This is a genomic window from uncultured Thiohalocapsa sp., from assembly GCF_913063425.1.
Classification (GTDB): Bacteria; Pseudomonadota; Gammaproteobacteria; order Chromatiales; family Chromatiaceae; genus Thiohalocapsa.
In genome coordinates this window covers 58168-71233 of record NZ_CAJXYK010000020.1, presented here as the reverse complement: position 1 = coordinate 71233, position 13066 = coordinate 58168, and the positions used below count along the sequence as shown (strand labels likewise).

General features: G+C 69.5%; 12 protein-coding genes. 8 read left to right on the top strand and 4 right to left on the bottom strand.

The window, feature by feature from the left end; all coding sequences use genetic code 11:
• The first annotated feature begins 16 nt into the window (after positions 1-16).
• The 7 genes from QZ607_RS12780 (at position 17) to QZ607_RS12750 (ending at position 6409) form a co-directional block, all read left to right on the top strand.
• The gene (locus tag QZ607_RS12780; RefSeq protein WP_295883130.1) at positions 17-1768 is read left to right on the top strand and encodes a 2-oxoacid:acceptor oxidoreductase subunit alpha; all 1752 of its coding nucleotides are present in this window, start codon (positions 17-19) and stop codon (positions 1766-1768) included.
• Positions 1765-2655 carry a thiamine pyrophosphate-dependent enzyme gene (locus QZ607_RS12775; protein WP_295883127.1) on the top strand — a complete coding sequence of 297 codons (891 nt, stop codon included), beginning with the start codon at positions 1765-1767 and terminating at the stop codon, positions 2653-2655. Before QZ607_RS12780 ends, QZ607_RS12775 begins: the two co-directional genes overlap by 4 nt.
• Positions 2652-3191 (top strand): ferritin family protein, encoded by a 540-nt coding sequence (locus tag QZ607_RS12770; protein WP_295883125.1) that lies wholly within the window; start codon positions 2652-2654, stop codon positions 3189-3191. The genes QZ607_RS12775 and QZ607_RS12770 overlap by 4 nt, the downstream gene beginning before the upstream one ends.
• 209 nt (positions 3192-3400) lie before the next feature.
• A complete protein-coding gene (parA, locus tag QZ607_RS12765) occupies positions 3401-4036 on the top strand; it encodes a ParA family partition ATPase (protein WP_295883124.1) in 636 nt (211 codons plus the stop codon).
• Positions 4029-4418 (top strand): hypothetical protein, encoded by a 390-nt coding sequence (locus tag QZ607_RS12760; RefSeq protein WP_295883121.1) that lies wholly within the window; start codon positions 4029-4031, stop codon positions 4416-4418. Before parA ends, QZ607_RS12760 begins: the two co-directional genes overlap by 8 nt.
• A gap of 512 nt (positions 4419-4930) precedes the next feature.
• On the top strand, positions 4931-5302 hold the full coding sequence (locus QZ607_RS12755) for a hypothetical protein (protein WP_295883115.1): 372 nt from the start codon (positions 4931-4933) through the stop codon (positions 5300-5302).
• A gap of 42 nt (positions 5303-5344) precedes the next feature.
• Entirely contained in the window at positions 5345-6409 is a 1065-nt protein-coding gene (locus QZ607_RS12750) for a hypothetical protein (RefSeq protein ID WP_295883113.1), read from the top strand.
• A gap of 141 nt (positions 6410-6550) precedes the next feature.
• Here the strand turns inward: QZ607_RS12750 and QZ607_RS12745 are convergent, their stop codons facing one another.
• Positions 6551-7714, bottom strand: a complete 1164-nt coding sequence (locus QZ607_RS12745) for an alpha-hydroxy acid oxidase (RefSeq protein ID WP_295883110.1) — start codon at positions 7712-7714, stop codon at positions 6551-6553.
• Positions 7715-8171: 457 nt separating this feature from the next.
• On the opposite strand from QZ607_RS12745, the gene QZ607_RS12740 reads away from it, so the two are divergent.
• Positions 8172-8504, top strand: coding sequence for a hypothetical protein (locus QZ607_RS12740; protein ID WP_295883107.1), 333 nt, complete (start codon positions 8172-8174; stop codon positions 8502-8504).
• Between the two features lie 159 nt (positions 8505-8663).
• Here QZ607_RS12740 and QZ607_RS12735 read toward each other — a convergent pair whose 3' ends face one another.
• The 3 genes from QZ607_RS12735 to QZ607_RS12725 all read right to left on the bottom strand — a co-directional run bounded on the left by QZ607_RS12735 (position 8664) and on the right by QZ607_RS12725 (position 12667).
• Positions 8664-9845, bottom strand: coding sequence for a S8 family serine peptidase (locus tag QZ607_RS12735; RefSeq protein ID WP_295883103.1), 1182 nt, complete (start codon positions 9843-9845; stop codon positions 8664-8666).
• Positions 9846-10202: 357 nt separating this feature from the next.
• Positions 10203-10538 (bottom strand): hypothetical protein, encoded by a 336-nt coding sequence (locus tag QZ607_RS12730; RefSeq protein ID WP_295883101.1) that lies wholly within the window; start codon positions 10536-10538, stop codon positions 10203-10205.
• Between the two features lie 131 nt (positions 10539-10669).
• Positions 10670-12667: a hypothetical protein gene (locus tag QZ607_RS12725; protein ID WP_295883098.1), complete on the bottom strand. Its 1998-nt coding sequence runs from the start codon at positions 12665-12667 to the stop codon at positions 10670-10672.
• Between the last annotated feature and the right edge of the window lie 399 nt (positions 12668-13066).

Genomic DNA, 13066 nt, shown 5'->3' with positions numbered 1-13066 from the left:
CCACATCTGCGGCACCATGCCCGGGCCAAGAGACGCCTCCGCACCGCTCACCGTCGCCGTCACCGGCGCCGGCGGCAGCGGCGCCGTCACCGCCGGCCTGATCCTGCTGGAGGCCGTCGCCGCCGCCGGGCTCTACGGCCTGCTCCGGCGCAGCGCCGGCCCGCAGATCCGCGGCGGCGAGTCGGCGGCGCTGCTGCGCTTCGGCCCCGAGCCGGTGCACTGCGCCGGCGACCGCTGCGATCTGCTGGCGGCGCTGGACTGGGCCAACCACGAGCGCTTCGCCGACGAGATCCCGCTGGACGCCGGAAGCCTGGTGCTTGCGGACCCCGCCACCGGCCCACCGCCCGCCGCCGTGGTGGAGAGCGACACCCGGCTGCGGGAGATGGGCTTCTCGTCCAGCGCCGCCGAGCGCGACGGCGGGCGCGCCAACATGGTGGCCGTGGGCGCCGCCGGTGCCCTCGCCGGCCTGCCGCTCGCGGCCCTGCTCGACGCCGCCGGGCGCACCCTGGCGGACAAGGGCCAGGCGGTGGTGGACGCCGCCCGCGCCTGCATCAGGTCCGGGCATGCGCTGGCGAAGCCGGAAGACCGGCTGCGCGAGCCGGTGCCGCCGCCGCCGGCAGTCCCGCAGCGCTGGCACATCAACGGCAACGAGGCCGCCGGGCTCGGCGCCCTGCGCGCCGGCGTGCGCTTCGTCGCCGCTTACCCAATCACCCCGGCCAGCGAAATGCTGGAGTGGCTGGCGCCGCGCCTGGAGCGCCTCGGCGGCACCCTGCTGCAGGCGGAGGACGAGCTGGCCTCGGTGAACATGCTCATCGGCAGCGCCTTCGGCGGGGTGCCGGCGCTCACGGCCACCTCCGGCCCGGGGCTCAGCCTGATGCTGGAGGGCATCGGGCTCGCGGTGGCCAGCGAGACGCCCATCGTCGTGGTGGATGTCATGCGCGGCGGCCCCAGCACCGGCATCCCCACCAAATCCGAGCAATCCGACCTGAACGCCGCACTCTACGGCCTGCACGGCGATGCCCCGCACCTGGTGCTGGCGGCGCTCGGCATCGCCGACTGCGCGCACACCGTGGCCTGGGCCGTGCAGCTCGCGTGGCAGCTGCAGACCGCTGCCATCGTGCTGTCGGACCAGTCGCTCGGGCAGTCGCGGATGGTGGGCGAGCCGGCACCCGCGACGGTGCCGCCCGTGCACCATGCAGCCCCCGGCGACGATGGCCCCTTCCGGCGCTACAGCGTCACCGAAGACGGCGTCTCGCCCATGTCCGTGCCCGGCGAGACGGGCCTGGCCTACACCGCCGACGGACTGGAGCACGACCCCGCCGGCGCCCCCTCCAGCCGTGCGGCGGATCATGCGGCACAGCTCGACAAGCGCCGGCACAAGCTGCTGGCGCACGACTACGGCCCCGACTGGGCGGAGATCACCGGCGCCGCGGACGCCGAGCTGTGCCTGGTCACCGTCGGCGCCTGCCGCGGCGCCGTGGTGGAGGCGGCGGAGCGGCTGTCGGAGGCGGGTCGGGCGGTGCGCACCGTCGCGCTGCGCCTGCTGGCGCCGCTCAAACGCCAGGCACTGCTGGATGCCGTCGGCGGCGCCCGGGTGCTTGTGGTGGAGCAGAATCACGGCGCCCAGCTGTTCCATTATCTGCTTGCCGAGCAGGCATTGCCGGAGGCTGCCCGGGCGCTGGCAAGGCCCGGGCCGCTGCCGCTGCGCCCGGGGGAGATCGCCGCCGCCGCGGCGGCACTCATGGACCCGGACGGAGGCAGCCCATGACGGCAGGTGACGCGGACAGCGCGGTGCAGCGCCACAAGGCGAGCATCCCGAGCCTCAAGGCCAAGGACTACAAGTCCGACGTCAAGCCCGTCTGGTGCCCCGGCTGCGGGCATTTCGGCGTGCTCGCGGCGCTCACCAAGACGCTTGCTCACCTGGCGCTGCCGCCGGAGCGGGTGGCGGTGGTGTCGGGCATCGGCTGCTCGTCGCGGCTGCCGGCGTATCTGGCGGTGCACGGCTTCCACGGCGTGCACGGGCGCGCGCTGCCGCTGGCCACCGGGCTCAAGGCCGCGCGCCCGGAGCTCACGGTCATTGCCGCCGGCGGCGACGGCGACGGCTTCTCCATCGGCGGCAATCATTTCCTGCACGCCTGCCGCCGCAACCAGGACCTGACCTACATCGTCATGGACAACGAGGTCTACGGCATGACCAAGGGCCAGGCGTCGCCGACCACGCAGCCGGACTGGTGCCGCAGCAAGCTGACCCCGCACGGCACCGGCATCCGGCGCTTCCAGCCCGCGGCCATTGCGCTGGCCGCCGGTGCCAGCTTCATCGCCCGTGGCTTCGCCGGCGACCCCAACGGCCTCACCCGCCTGCTGGCGGCGGCTATCGAGCATCCCGGCTTCGCCTTCGTGCAGGTGCTGAGCCCCTGCCGCACCTTCCGCCCCGAGCAGCAAGCCTGGAAGCAACAGGTGCACGCGAGCGAGCTCGGCCCCACTCATGACACCGCCCAGGCCGCGGAGCTGATCCAGCGCGACGACGGGCTGAGTCTCGGCCTACTCTACGAGCAGCGGATTCCACTCTATGCGGCCGGCGTCGCCGCAGACGCCGCCGACGACCTGACGGCGGCCGAGCGGCTCGCCGCCATCGAAGCGGAGCACTGCCGATGAGCCCACCCGCATCCGACAGCGTCATCGAGTCCGTCGCCGAGCTGCTGGCCCATGCGCTGGAGCTGGAATATGCCTCTCAGGCCCACTACGAGCAGCTCGCCGACAGCATGGACGTGCACCACAACGCCGAAGTCGCCGCACTGTTCCGACGGCTCGCAATGCTGAGCGGCGAGCACGCCGCCGCCGTCGCCGAGCACGCCGGCGACCTGACCCTGCCGCGCATCCCGCCCTGGGCGTTCAACTGGGAATGCCCGGACGCCCCCGAGGGCGCCGACTGCCTGGACCCGGACGTGAGCTACCGCATGACCACCGCCGAGGCCATCGCCGTCGCCCTGCACAACGAGCGCCGCGGCCATGCCTACTATGTGCATGTGGCCGCCACGGCCACCGACGCCGAAGCGCGCACCCTCGCGGCCGCCATGGCCACGGAAGAGGTCGAGCACGTAGCCCTGCTGGAGGCCATGCTGACGGACGCCGGCGGCGACCAGCAACGCCCGGCCCAGGACGACCTGGACCCGCCGCACATGCCGGCCTGAGCCCGCCGTTCAGGTGGGAAGTTGGAAGTTGGAACTGTGCAGGCGCCGCCCTTGCGGGGCTGACCTGTGCGCGGCCGCTGTGCACCGACGCCGCTTGACCCCTTGCGGGCGCGGCGTATGCTGCCGCGCAACGAGTCGTCATCGAGAGGCACGGGCACCCATGCCGTCGAGCAAATGCGGGCGCGGCCCAGAGCGGCGCGCATGATCCCATGAGCATCATCGCCATCGTCGGCAACAAGGGCGGCACCGGCAAGACCACGCTGGCGCTGAACCTCGCCGCCGGGCTCGCCGCGCGCGGCGAGACCGTGGTCATCGTCGACGCCGACCCGCAGCAGTCCGCCTACCAGTGGCGCCTGACGGGCCGCGAGGACAACGGCCTGCCGGACGTGGTGGCCGCCGCCATGGGCCTGCCCAAGACCGTCCAGGCGCTGCGGGAGGCCAACACCCACGTGGTCATCGACTGCCCGCCGTCCATCAAGGCACCGCAGGCGGAACAGGCGCTGCGGCTCGCCGAGCATGCGCTGGTGCCGGTGCAGCCCTCACCCATGGACCTGTGGGCGACCACCCACATCGCGAAGGTCATCGAGCGCCTGCGCCCGGAGAATCCGGGCCTCAAGGCGCTGATTGTCATGAGCCAGCTGGAGCCGCGCACCATGCTCTCCCGGCTCATGCCGGACGCCGCCCGGGAGCTGGACCTGCCCGTGGCCGCCGCCGGCATCCGCCGCCGCTCCATCCACCGCCACTGCGCCCTGGAGGGCAGGAGCGTCTTCCAGGCCGGCAAGCGCGGCGCCGAAGCCGCCGATGAGATCCACCAACTGCTGACGGAGCTGCTCGACCATGGCTGACAGCAACCGCACCGGGCAACGCCTGCTCGACTCCATCCGCAAGGCCAAGGCCGGCGACGAGCCCGCTGCCGAGGCGCCGGCGTCCGCAGCCGACGCCAGCGCGGCGCCGTCTGAGCCGGAACTGCCGCAGGCTTCGGCACCAACGCGCAAGACCACCGCGAAGCAGGCCGCCGCACGCCGGACGACGGCGAAAAAGGCGCCGGCCAGGAAGGCGCCGGCCAAGAAGGTGCAGGCGAGGCGAGGGACCGGGGCCCAGCGCGGCGCCACCACCGCGGCACCCTACCCCATGTTCGCCACCGAGCGCCCGCAGCCGGCGGCCTATCCCGGCGCACCGACTGAGGATGATCCCTACCGCAGCGCGGGGCGGGTCTGGCCGGACTGAGAGGTTGTGAAGAAACCCACCGACCTGCTGCGGACGCCTCCGGACGCGCCATGCGGCGTTGCCGGGAGCCGAAAACCGGGTCACGTAGAACGACTACGCTCCCCGGTTTTCGGCTCCCTGCGCCTTGCCTGGCACGCCCGGAGACGCCCTCGCGACGGCCGGCAGATTTTTCACAACCTCTGAGGCACAGTCCGCTTCACAGGATCTGTGCCGGATCAATTTCCCGGCGGCATGGCGCCTTTCGCCGGTCCGCTCCGCGCCGGACTGTGTGGGACCTGATGCCACCTGGTGCTCAGCGTTTCACCGACGCCCCGGAACGCCCCGGCGCGCGGCTCCGCCCATTGCCCCTCCACTATACTGAACGTATGCGCTGGCGCTTGCCCCTGCCTGCCGCATCATTGCCCGCGCGCGCACTGCCGAAGCGCATGCCCCGCACCGCGATCACGGCAATGAAACGGGTCAAACGCACAGGCGCACTGCGGCTTGCTGACGACATCCTGGAGGGCTGCCCCATGAAGACGCTGCTGGCATGTTTTGCCGTGATGCTGACCTTGCTCGCCGGTTTTGCGAGCGCGCCTCTCGCCGAACCCGCGGCGGGCTATTCCTGGAATGACTATGCACGCTATCCGGGCGATGGCGGCTTCGGACCCCATCACTGGCCCAGGCACTCGGCGGTGATGTTGCGTGATCCTTACGTCCTCCGCCATCCCGGCCCCGTGTATCGTGCACCGGCCGTGCAGAGATACGACTGGGGCAGCCCGGCCTATCCGACGGATGAAGGCTTTCCACCCAATCACTGGTATGGCCCGTCGATCGTGATGCATCCCTGGTCGCACCACGGCTATCCGCCTCCCTGGCAGTACGCACCGGTTTGGGGTCGATAGTCGCAGATCGATGGCGCTTGATCATCGGCGGTTGAGGCTCCGGTGACGGCCCAATATCCGGCCGCCGCCTGCGGCGTGCAGCGCCATCGTTCGATCCTGCCCGCTCCAGGTCCCCGGCTGTATCGCCTGCTCATTCTTGTGGGCCAGCTTGCATTGTCCGCTGCCGGTGCGGCGGGCGATGCCGGCACCCGCCTCATGCTGAACGAGGATTACATCCGCAATCTCCACAGCAGCCTGGATGTGGAGGACAGCGCCGCGGTGTTTGCCCGGGTCTTCCAGGCACTTCCCGCCCGCGTTCTCGTTTATCCCACGGAGAACTATTACTACTTCCGGTTTGCCGCGAACGGCCGCGTCTATTCCGGCAATCTGCGCCTGGCGCCCGATGCTGCGGTGACGCGCCACCTGCACTTTGCCTACGCGGACGCCGCCGACCCTGCGAACGCCTGGTACGCGTACTTGGGACCCGAGGACGATGTGTGGGTGGAGCGGTCGGCGCCTCTGCGCTACACCGTGGCTCATGGCGGAACGCGTGTGACCTTCCAGCTGAACCCGTTGCCTCAGACCCTACCACCGGACTTCCGCAAACAGCCGTGGGAGGCATTCATCGGCCGCAGCATGGATGAATCCGGCCTCGGCTTTCTGCTGATGTTCAACCTGCGCCAGAACCATTTTTTCTGGATTCTGGACGAGAGGGCACGGGCGGATTGGCCCATGCGGCGGCTGGGGGACCACCTGCTGCTCCACCCGGCGAGTGGATTCGTCTTCTTCGATGACCGGGTGCTGCGGCGGCGCCTTCTCGTGGGAGTGGACCGAGCGCAGGTGCTGGCCAACACCTGGCTCGACGGTCCGTTCGATCAGTTGCCGGACAACTTCCTTGCGCAGACCGCCTTTGCCGAGCTGGCCGTGCGCGCCTTTCCCGCGCTGCGCGGGCGCATCAATCGCCGTGGCGAGTACAACGACATGCCCGCCCGAATTGCGCTCTTGAATTACCGGATCTACGCGAGTGCCGCAGCGCTCCTTCCCTGGGCGGAGCGCTGCCTCGCCGGGGCTCGGGATGCCTCCACGCTGACCGCCTGTCTCACTCGGATCTCACCAAGCCCACGCTGACGGCGATATTCGCGCAGGGTAGGCACCAGAGACGGCCCAGCGGGCCGCATGGCCCGGCACGGACGACGCAACCGGCAGCCACGCCCACGGCCAAATGCGTCTCCGTAACCAAGCCGGTCGCCCTGCGGCATGGCCGCAGCATCAAGCCCACCGCGATGCGAAATCGGCCGGCAGCAGCAGGTTGTGCCGCCCGAGGTCGGCCACATCCCGCTCACCGCAGAAGCCCATGGTGACGTCGAGCTCCTTGTGGAGAATCTCCAGCGCCCGGGTAACGCCGGCCTCGCCCAGGGCGCCCAGGCCGTAGATGTAGGCGCGGCCGATGTAGGTACCGGCGGCGCCGAGGGCCAGGGCCTTCAGCACGTCCTGCCCGGAGCGGATGCCGGAGTCGAGGTGCACCTCCAGTTTGTCGCCGACGGCGTCCAGGATCTGCGGCAGCATGCGGATGCTGCTGAGCGCGCCGTCAAGCTGCCGCCCGCCGTGGTTGGAGACGACGATGGCATCGGCGCCGGCATCGCGGGCGAGCCTGGCATCCTCCGGGTCCATGATGCCCTTCAGGATCAGGGGTCCGTCCCAAAGCTGGCGGATGCGGCGGACCTTGGCCCAGTCCAGGCTGGGGTCGAACTGCTCGCCGACCCAGGCCATGAGGTTCGAGACGTCGCTCACGCCCTCGACATGGCCGACGATGTTGCCGAAGCCGCGCCGCGGGGTGCGCAGCATGCCGAGCCCCCAGCGCCAGCGCAGCGCCAGGTCCATGAGCACCGGCAGGCTGAGCCTGGGCGGTGCGGAGAGGCCGTTCTTGAGGTCTTTATGGCGCTGACCGATGACCTGCAGGTCCAGCGTCAGCACCAGGGCCGAGCACCGGGCGGCCGCGGCGCGGGCGATGAGGCGCTCCATGAAGGCCTCGTCACGCATGACATAGAGCTGGAACCAGAAGGGCGCATCCACCGCCGCGGCCACATCCTCGATGGAGCAGATGGACATGGTGGACAGGGTGAAGGGCACGCCGAAGCGCTGCGCCGCCCGCGCCGCCAGGATCTCGCCGTCGGCGTGCTGCATGCCGGTGAGGCCCACCGGCGCCAGGGCCACGGGCATGGCCACCGGCTGGCCCGCCATGCGGCCTCTGGTCGTGCGCCCGGCGATGTCCACGGCGACGCGCTGGCGCAGGCGGATGTCTTGAAAGTCGGCGGTGTTGTCGCGGAAGGTCTGCTCGGTCCAGCTGCCCGACTCGGCATAATCGTAGAACATCCTCGGCACACGCCGGCGGTACAGCCGCTTCAGGTCTTCGATGTGCGTGATCACGGCCATGGCGGGGTCCGGGGGCGCGCGGGCCACTGCGGTCTGCTGGGGCGTCCACGGTAGCACGGGCGTCGCGCGACGGCTCGCCGGCATCCCGAGCCACGGCAGCGCACTGCTCGCCGAGGCCGCCCCGATCACAGACGTTCGCCCACTTCACCCGTGCCGAGCATCACACCCCGAGTGTCATGCGCGCTGATTCCATGAGTCATGGATACGGCTGACACTGAATCACAGCGCCGAAGCCGACTGCGCGTCAGATGTCAGCGCCGCTGGCGCAGCGACTCATTTCCATACGCACTATAGTGGAAAGGTGTGGCGGCGGGCGGTGATGCCCAGGCACGCAACCACAGGGGATCGAACGACCTGCCAAGCCCAGCCGGCCATCCGGTTGAAGACTTGCGCGGCGGCGGTCAGTGGAACGGAGCCGATTGCGGCCGCCCCATCGAGCTTGACCTGAGGTGACCGAATGAAACACACAGCCATTGCAATTGCGCTGGCGGCGCTGCTGATTCCCGGGCTCGCCAGCCTGGATGCCGTTGCAGGCAAGGGCGGCGGTGGAGGCATGGGCGGCAGCCAAGCGGGTGGCGGCGCGGCCGGCAGCGGCCGACCTGCCGGCAGGGGCGGCGGCAGTGCGGACGGCATGATGGGCGGCGGCATGCATGACGGAGCCGGCGCCATGGGGCGCACGCAGGGTGCCGCCAAGCGCAACTACGGCGACATTCAGCCCCGCGAGCGCGTCCGCACCGGGGAGAAGGACGATATGGGCGTCCGCGTCCGGGAAGGCGACTACGCCCAATAACGGGCGCAGCCCTGCGGCCCGCGGCGTCCATGCAGGGCGCAGGCCGCGGACCTGCAATGCACTCACTTGCGCCGCAGACGCGCTCAGCGCGCCGCCGTTACCGATGGCGGCGCGACCTGTCCCACAGGGGAAGCGCCGAGCGCGCCCCTAGCCCCTAGCCTAGAAGTGCGCAATGGGATCCGGATCACCGTCCGGGTCGGCAATGGCTTCGCCGTCCGCGTTCGGCGGGGCCATGTGCAGCAGGATGCCGCACACATGGGGCGCCGCCATCGAGGTGCCTGACTTGATGCTCGTACCCCCGCCCATGCTGGTAGACAAGATGGCCACGCCCGGCGCCGCGAAATCCACAGGCGCGCCGTAGTTCGAGAACACCGCGAAGACGTCATTGCTGTCGATGGCCGAGACCGTATAGACGTTCGGCGCATCCACATGGGCGGGCTCGTAGTCCACCGCGTCGCTGCTCTCGTTGCCCGCGGCAAGCGAGAACCGGATACCCAGGGCTGCCGCCGCCGTCACGGCATCATGGATGCTCGCCTGATGCCCAAGACCGCCGAGGCTCATGTTGGCGCAGTCCCCGGGTGCGGCATTGGCCGCCACATAGTCGATACCCGCCACGATGGCATCCGTCAGACCGAACCCGGTCTTGGAGAGGACCTTGACGGGATGGACGGTCGCGTTGGGCGCGGCGCCGACCACGTCGATCTGGTTGTCGAGCGCTGCGACGGTACCCGCGACGTGCGTGCCGTGTCCGTTGTCGTCATCTGGGCCGGCGACCCTGCCGAGGGTCACGAAGTTGGCGCCGATGCCGACGTTCAGGTCAGCGTGGTCCAGGTCGATGCCCGTGTCGATGATCCAGGCATGCAGGCCGGTGCCATCGATTGGTCCGCCGATGCGTGCAATGCCCCAGGGCGTGGCCTGCGCGGTTGCTTCGGCGTCATCGTCGTCATCGGTTCTGCGCCCTGGCCCGGCGCTCCCGGAGCCGCCCCCGTCTTCCGGCACCGCCGCCGCACCGCTCGCCCTGTAGACCGCATTGGGCTCGTAGTAGGCCACACGCGGGGCGGCGGCGATGCGCGCCGCGGCCGCGGCCGGCACCGACGCAGAGAAGCCGCGAATGCTGCTGTGAAACACGTGCCGCAGCCGTCCGCCGTTCTCCAGCGTCAGGCGCCTGGCCAGGCCGCGTACCTCCCCGGGCGCGACGCTGTCCTCGAGCACGAAGACGAAGCTCGATGCCGCCTCGTCGAGCAGGGCCTGCGGCACCTCGTCCGACCAATCGGCGGCGGCGAGCACCTGCGGGAGACAGACCCCGAGCAGGATCAACAGCGGGAAGTGTGAATTGCGCATGACGGCCTCGCAGCATCTATCGGGCTTGGTGGGGCAAGCAGCCACCGCGACCACCGGGCTCAGGCTGAAGCCGCGCCTCAGCCCGGTGACGGGATGGCACACGACAGCCTGCCTGCGGCCGGCATCGCGCAGGAAGGTTGCATCCCGGCTGGCCAGCCTGCGCAGGCTGCCGCGGCAGGCTAGTCGCCGCCGCACAGTGCGGGCGACGAGGTTTCGCAACCCGAAACGGCCGCTCAGGGAGGCGGCTGACCATCGGCCGACATGGCCCTATCGGCGGCAGGCGGGGGAGCAGCGCACGGCCGCAAGGTAGGTCTTCTGGGACGCCTTTCAGGCCGCCGGTATCTGCGCCGACGTCCGTCACGCGAACCGCCAAGCCGCTGCGAATGGGCCGGGCTCAGGGCAACGGCCAACTGCCCGACAACAGTCGCTCCAGCAGCCTGCCCGCCTCGGCCCGTCGACGAGCCCCGCGTACGCGCCGAGCGCAAGCGCGGCGAAGAAGGCGGCGATGACGGCGAGTACGGCGACGATTTCATGCCCCGGGCCAACCGCGAGCATCCGCGTCCAGACCATCTCGTAGCCCAGGCCGGCGGAGCCCGACAGGAAGAGCACCAAGAGGAGACGGTGTTCCTGCGAGAGTCGGTGCATGGCGGCGCGGGACCGGCGGGCGAACAGGCGGCAGGGGATCAACAACACGGGACCGGCAGCAGGCGGTGGTCAGCGGCGGGAGCGCCGCGCTGTCAGCCGGAGCGGCACGTCCCTGTGCCCATGCGAGCAACGGCGATGAGGCGCCGTGGCTTCAGTCCATGGGACTGTCAGGACGCGTCCTAGTCCTCGTCGTCATCCTCGTCGTCATGATCATCGTCGTCGTCATCATCGTCGTCGTCATCATCGTCGTCGTCATGGCCGCACTTGCCGTGGCCGCACCCCCGCTTCTCCTCGAGCTGGACGTAGATCGGGTTCGAGTACAGCCAGAGATCGGTCCAGGCCTCCACGTCGTAATCGACGACACCGTCGGTGTGCTCGGGGCAGTCCGGGCAGGGGATGTTGTCGGACAGGGAGTCGAACAGCGGGTTGCCCGCTGCGTCGGTCTCGTTCGGCGTGCCCCGCGGCATGTTGGTGCCGCGCAGGCGCAGGTAGAGACCGTCCGCGTCGATGTCCTCGACGGCGATGCTCCAGCTCATCCGCTTGACGCCGTCGGCCTCGGCGAGCCAATTGCTGCTGTCCCAGCTCGCCACCAGCTTGGTGGTGGGGTTGGCCGGCACGCTGTACTGCGCGTCGGACGGATCGATCTTGCCCGTCACTGCACCGGCTATCAGGTCCAGGTGGTCCAGCACCGGCTCGTTGATGGGCTGCCCGATGCCCACCTGCGCGAGCGACGGATTGGCAAAGTCATAGGGGCACTGGTTGGCGCCCGACGGGTCCCGCACCAGGATGTGCACGACGATGGGCTCCGTGGGCCTGTGCTTGCCCTTGACCTCGACCTCCAGGGTCTCGCCCATGGTGGCGCAGCTGTCGCCATGGCAGGCGACGAATTCCAGCTGGTCGATCAGATCCCCCTGGACGACGAAGCTGTTGCCGCTGCGCAGCGCATCAATGATGTCCTGCTGCGAGACATCTGCGGTGTCCTCCAGATAGACATAGTCCTTCTGATACTCGCCGGGCCAGAAGTCGTTGGTGGTCCGGGTGTCGAAGGGCCCGAAGGCGCCGCGGTTGTGCCAGTCGGAGCTCGCGAAGAACCACCAGTTGCGGCCCTCGCCCAGGAGCGCATCCCAGAGCCCGCCGATGTTGGCGGAGTACACGCCAGTGCCGCCCTTGGTGCCGCCAAATGCCGAGGTGCCGAAGCCGCGGTTGTGCTGCGCCTGATGCCCCGGCTGGGCCTCGAAGCCGAAGGCGACATCCGGTCCTGCGTTGTTGAAGTCGCGGAAGTGCTCGATGTTGTAGCCCTCGTTGCCTGCAGGATCGTAGGGACCGTCGCGCTCGATGTGCGCGTACACCGTATAGCTCATGTCCGGGTAGTGCTGTTGGAGCCAGGTGACGCCGGCGACGGCCTTGAGGTGGCCGCCCGGCTCGTCGCCGAAGGTGCTCGGGATCTTGCCGGACACCGGGTCGATGTACTGGTCGAGCTCCAGCACGCCGGTCTCGCAGGACCACTCGTTGTCCTCGCCCCGGCTGGTGTCGCTGTCAGCACGGTCGAAGCAGTACTCGAACTGCGCCAGGGCGTCCGCGTCACCGATGAAGCCGTCGTCCGGGAATTGACCGGCGATGGTCGCCACCGAGCAATGCTCGTGGCCAGGCACGTTCCACTCGTAGCCCTGCCAGACGGGCTTGCCCGTCAGCTTGCCGGTGGAGAACACGATGGGGTAGCTGAACTCCTGGATGCTCTGCCAGCGCCACATCTCCTGGCACACGCCGCTCGGGCGCTGGCTGCAGCCGTAGCCGCTCGAGAAGGTCTCGTCGCCCTTGATGGCATCGATGCCGACCGTGTCTTCCCAGTAGTTGCCCTCGCCACTGACCGGGCCGTCGTACTCCGGATCGCTGAAGCGCAGGTCGCGCTGGTACGCACCGCCGTGCCCGGACTGCGCGAACCAGTCGAGCCCGTAGGTGAGCGCCGACTCGTTGACGATCACGTTCGGTGATGTCGACCCGTCGGTGCCCGTGGTGTGGTTGTGAAAATCGCCCGCAACATAGCCGCCGCCCTGTGCAAGCGCCGCAGCTGCCGGCAGGCACAATGCCCCCCAGGTACAGCCGACCAGCATGGCACGTCGCAGCGACGCGATTCGCAAAGCCTGTGTGATCATCAATGGACCTCTCAGCGTCTGCATGAATACATCTCCATCGCAGAGCCGGCTCTCGACCCGGCTCGCGCAGAAGCCTAGGCAGGCACTGTGACCGATTCATGGCAGTCCAATGAAGGCACCCATTACGTTGACGCCGATCAGCTATTGACGAGCCAACTGGGCATGCATTGTCAATTCGCATCGACCCACCCCATACGCACACGCGTGGGCGACCGGTCATTCCCCCCGCGTCCGGTCATGACCATGCCCACTGAAGCTGTCGAACACAGGGCACCCTGTACAATGGATCGATGCGGTCGGTCCGCCGCTGAACGGCGCTGGAATGGGCGCGCAGGCGCCATCGCCAGAGTTGGAGTAAAGGCGAACATGACCTCATGCATAGTGGGATTCCTTGCCAGCGCAATCAAGCAATCATTGCACTGT

What these genes read in the sequence shown, in the direction of transcription:
- QZ607_RS12780 (WP_295883130.1), top strand. Translation starts at nt 17, where the DNA reads ATGCCCGGGCCAAGAGACGCCTCCGCACCGCTCACCGTCGCCGTCACC.
- QZ607_RS12775 (WP_295883127.1), top strand. Translation starts at nt 1,765, where the DNA reads ATGACGGCAGGTGACGCGGACAGCGCGGTGCAGCGCCACAAGGCGAGC.
- QZ607_RS12770 (WP_295883125.1), top strand. Translation starts at nt 2,652, where the DNA reads ATGAGCCCACCCGCATCCGACAGCGTCATCGAGTCCGTCGCCGAGCTG.
- parA (WP_295883124.1), top strand. Translation starts at nt 3,401, where the DNA reads ATGAGCATCATCGCCATCGTCGGCAACAAGGGCGGCACCGGCAAGACC.
- QZ607_RS12760 (WP_295883121.1), top strand. Translation starts at nt 4,029, where the DNA reads ATGGCTGACAGCAACCGCACCGGGCAACGCCTGCTCGACTCCATCCGC.
- QZ607_RS12755 (WP_295883115.1), top strand. Translation starts at nt 4,931, where the DNA reads ATGAAGACGCTGCTGGCATGTTTTGCCGTGATGCTGACCTTGCTCGCC.
- QZ607_RS12745 (WP_295883110.1), bottom strand. Translation starts at nt 7,714, where the DNA reads ATGGCCGTGATCACGCACATCGAAGACCTGAAGCGGCTGTACCGCCGG.
- QZ607_RS12740 (WP_295883107.1), top strand. Translation starts at nt 8,172, where the DNA reads ATGAAACACACAGCCATTGCAATTGCGCTGGCGGCGCTGCTGATTCCC.
- QZ607_RS12735 (WP_295883103.1), bottom strand. Translation starts at nt 9,845, where the DNA reads ATGCGCAATTCACACTTCCCGCTGTTGATCCTGCTCGGGGTCTGTCTC.
- QZ607_RS12725 (WP_295883098.1), bottom strand. Translation starts at nt 12,667, where the DNA reads ATGCAGACGCTGAGAGGTCCATTGATGATCACACAGGCTTTGCGAATC.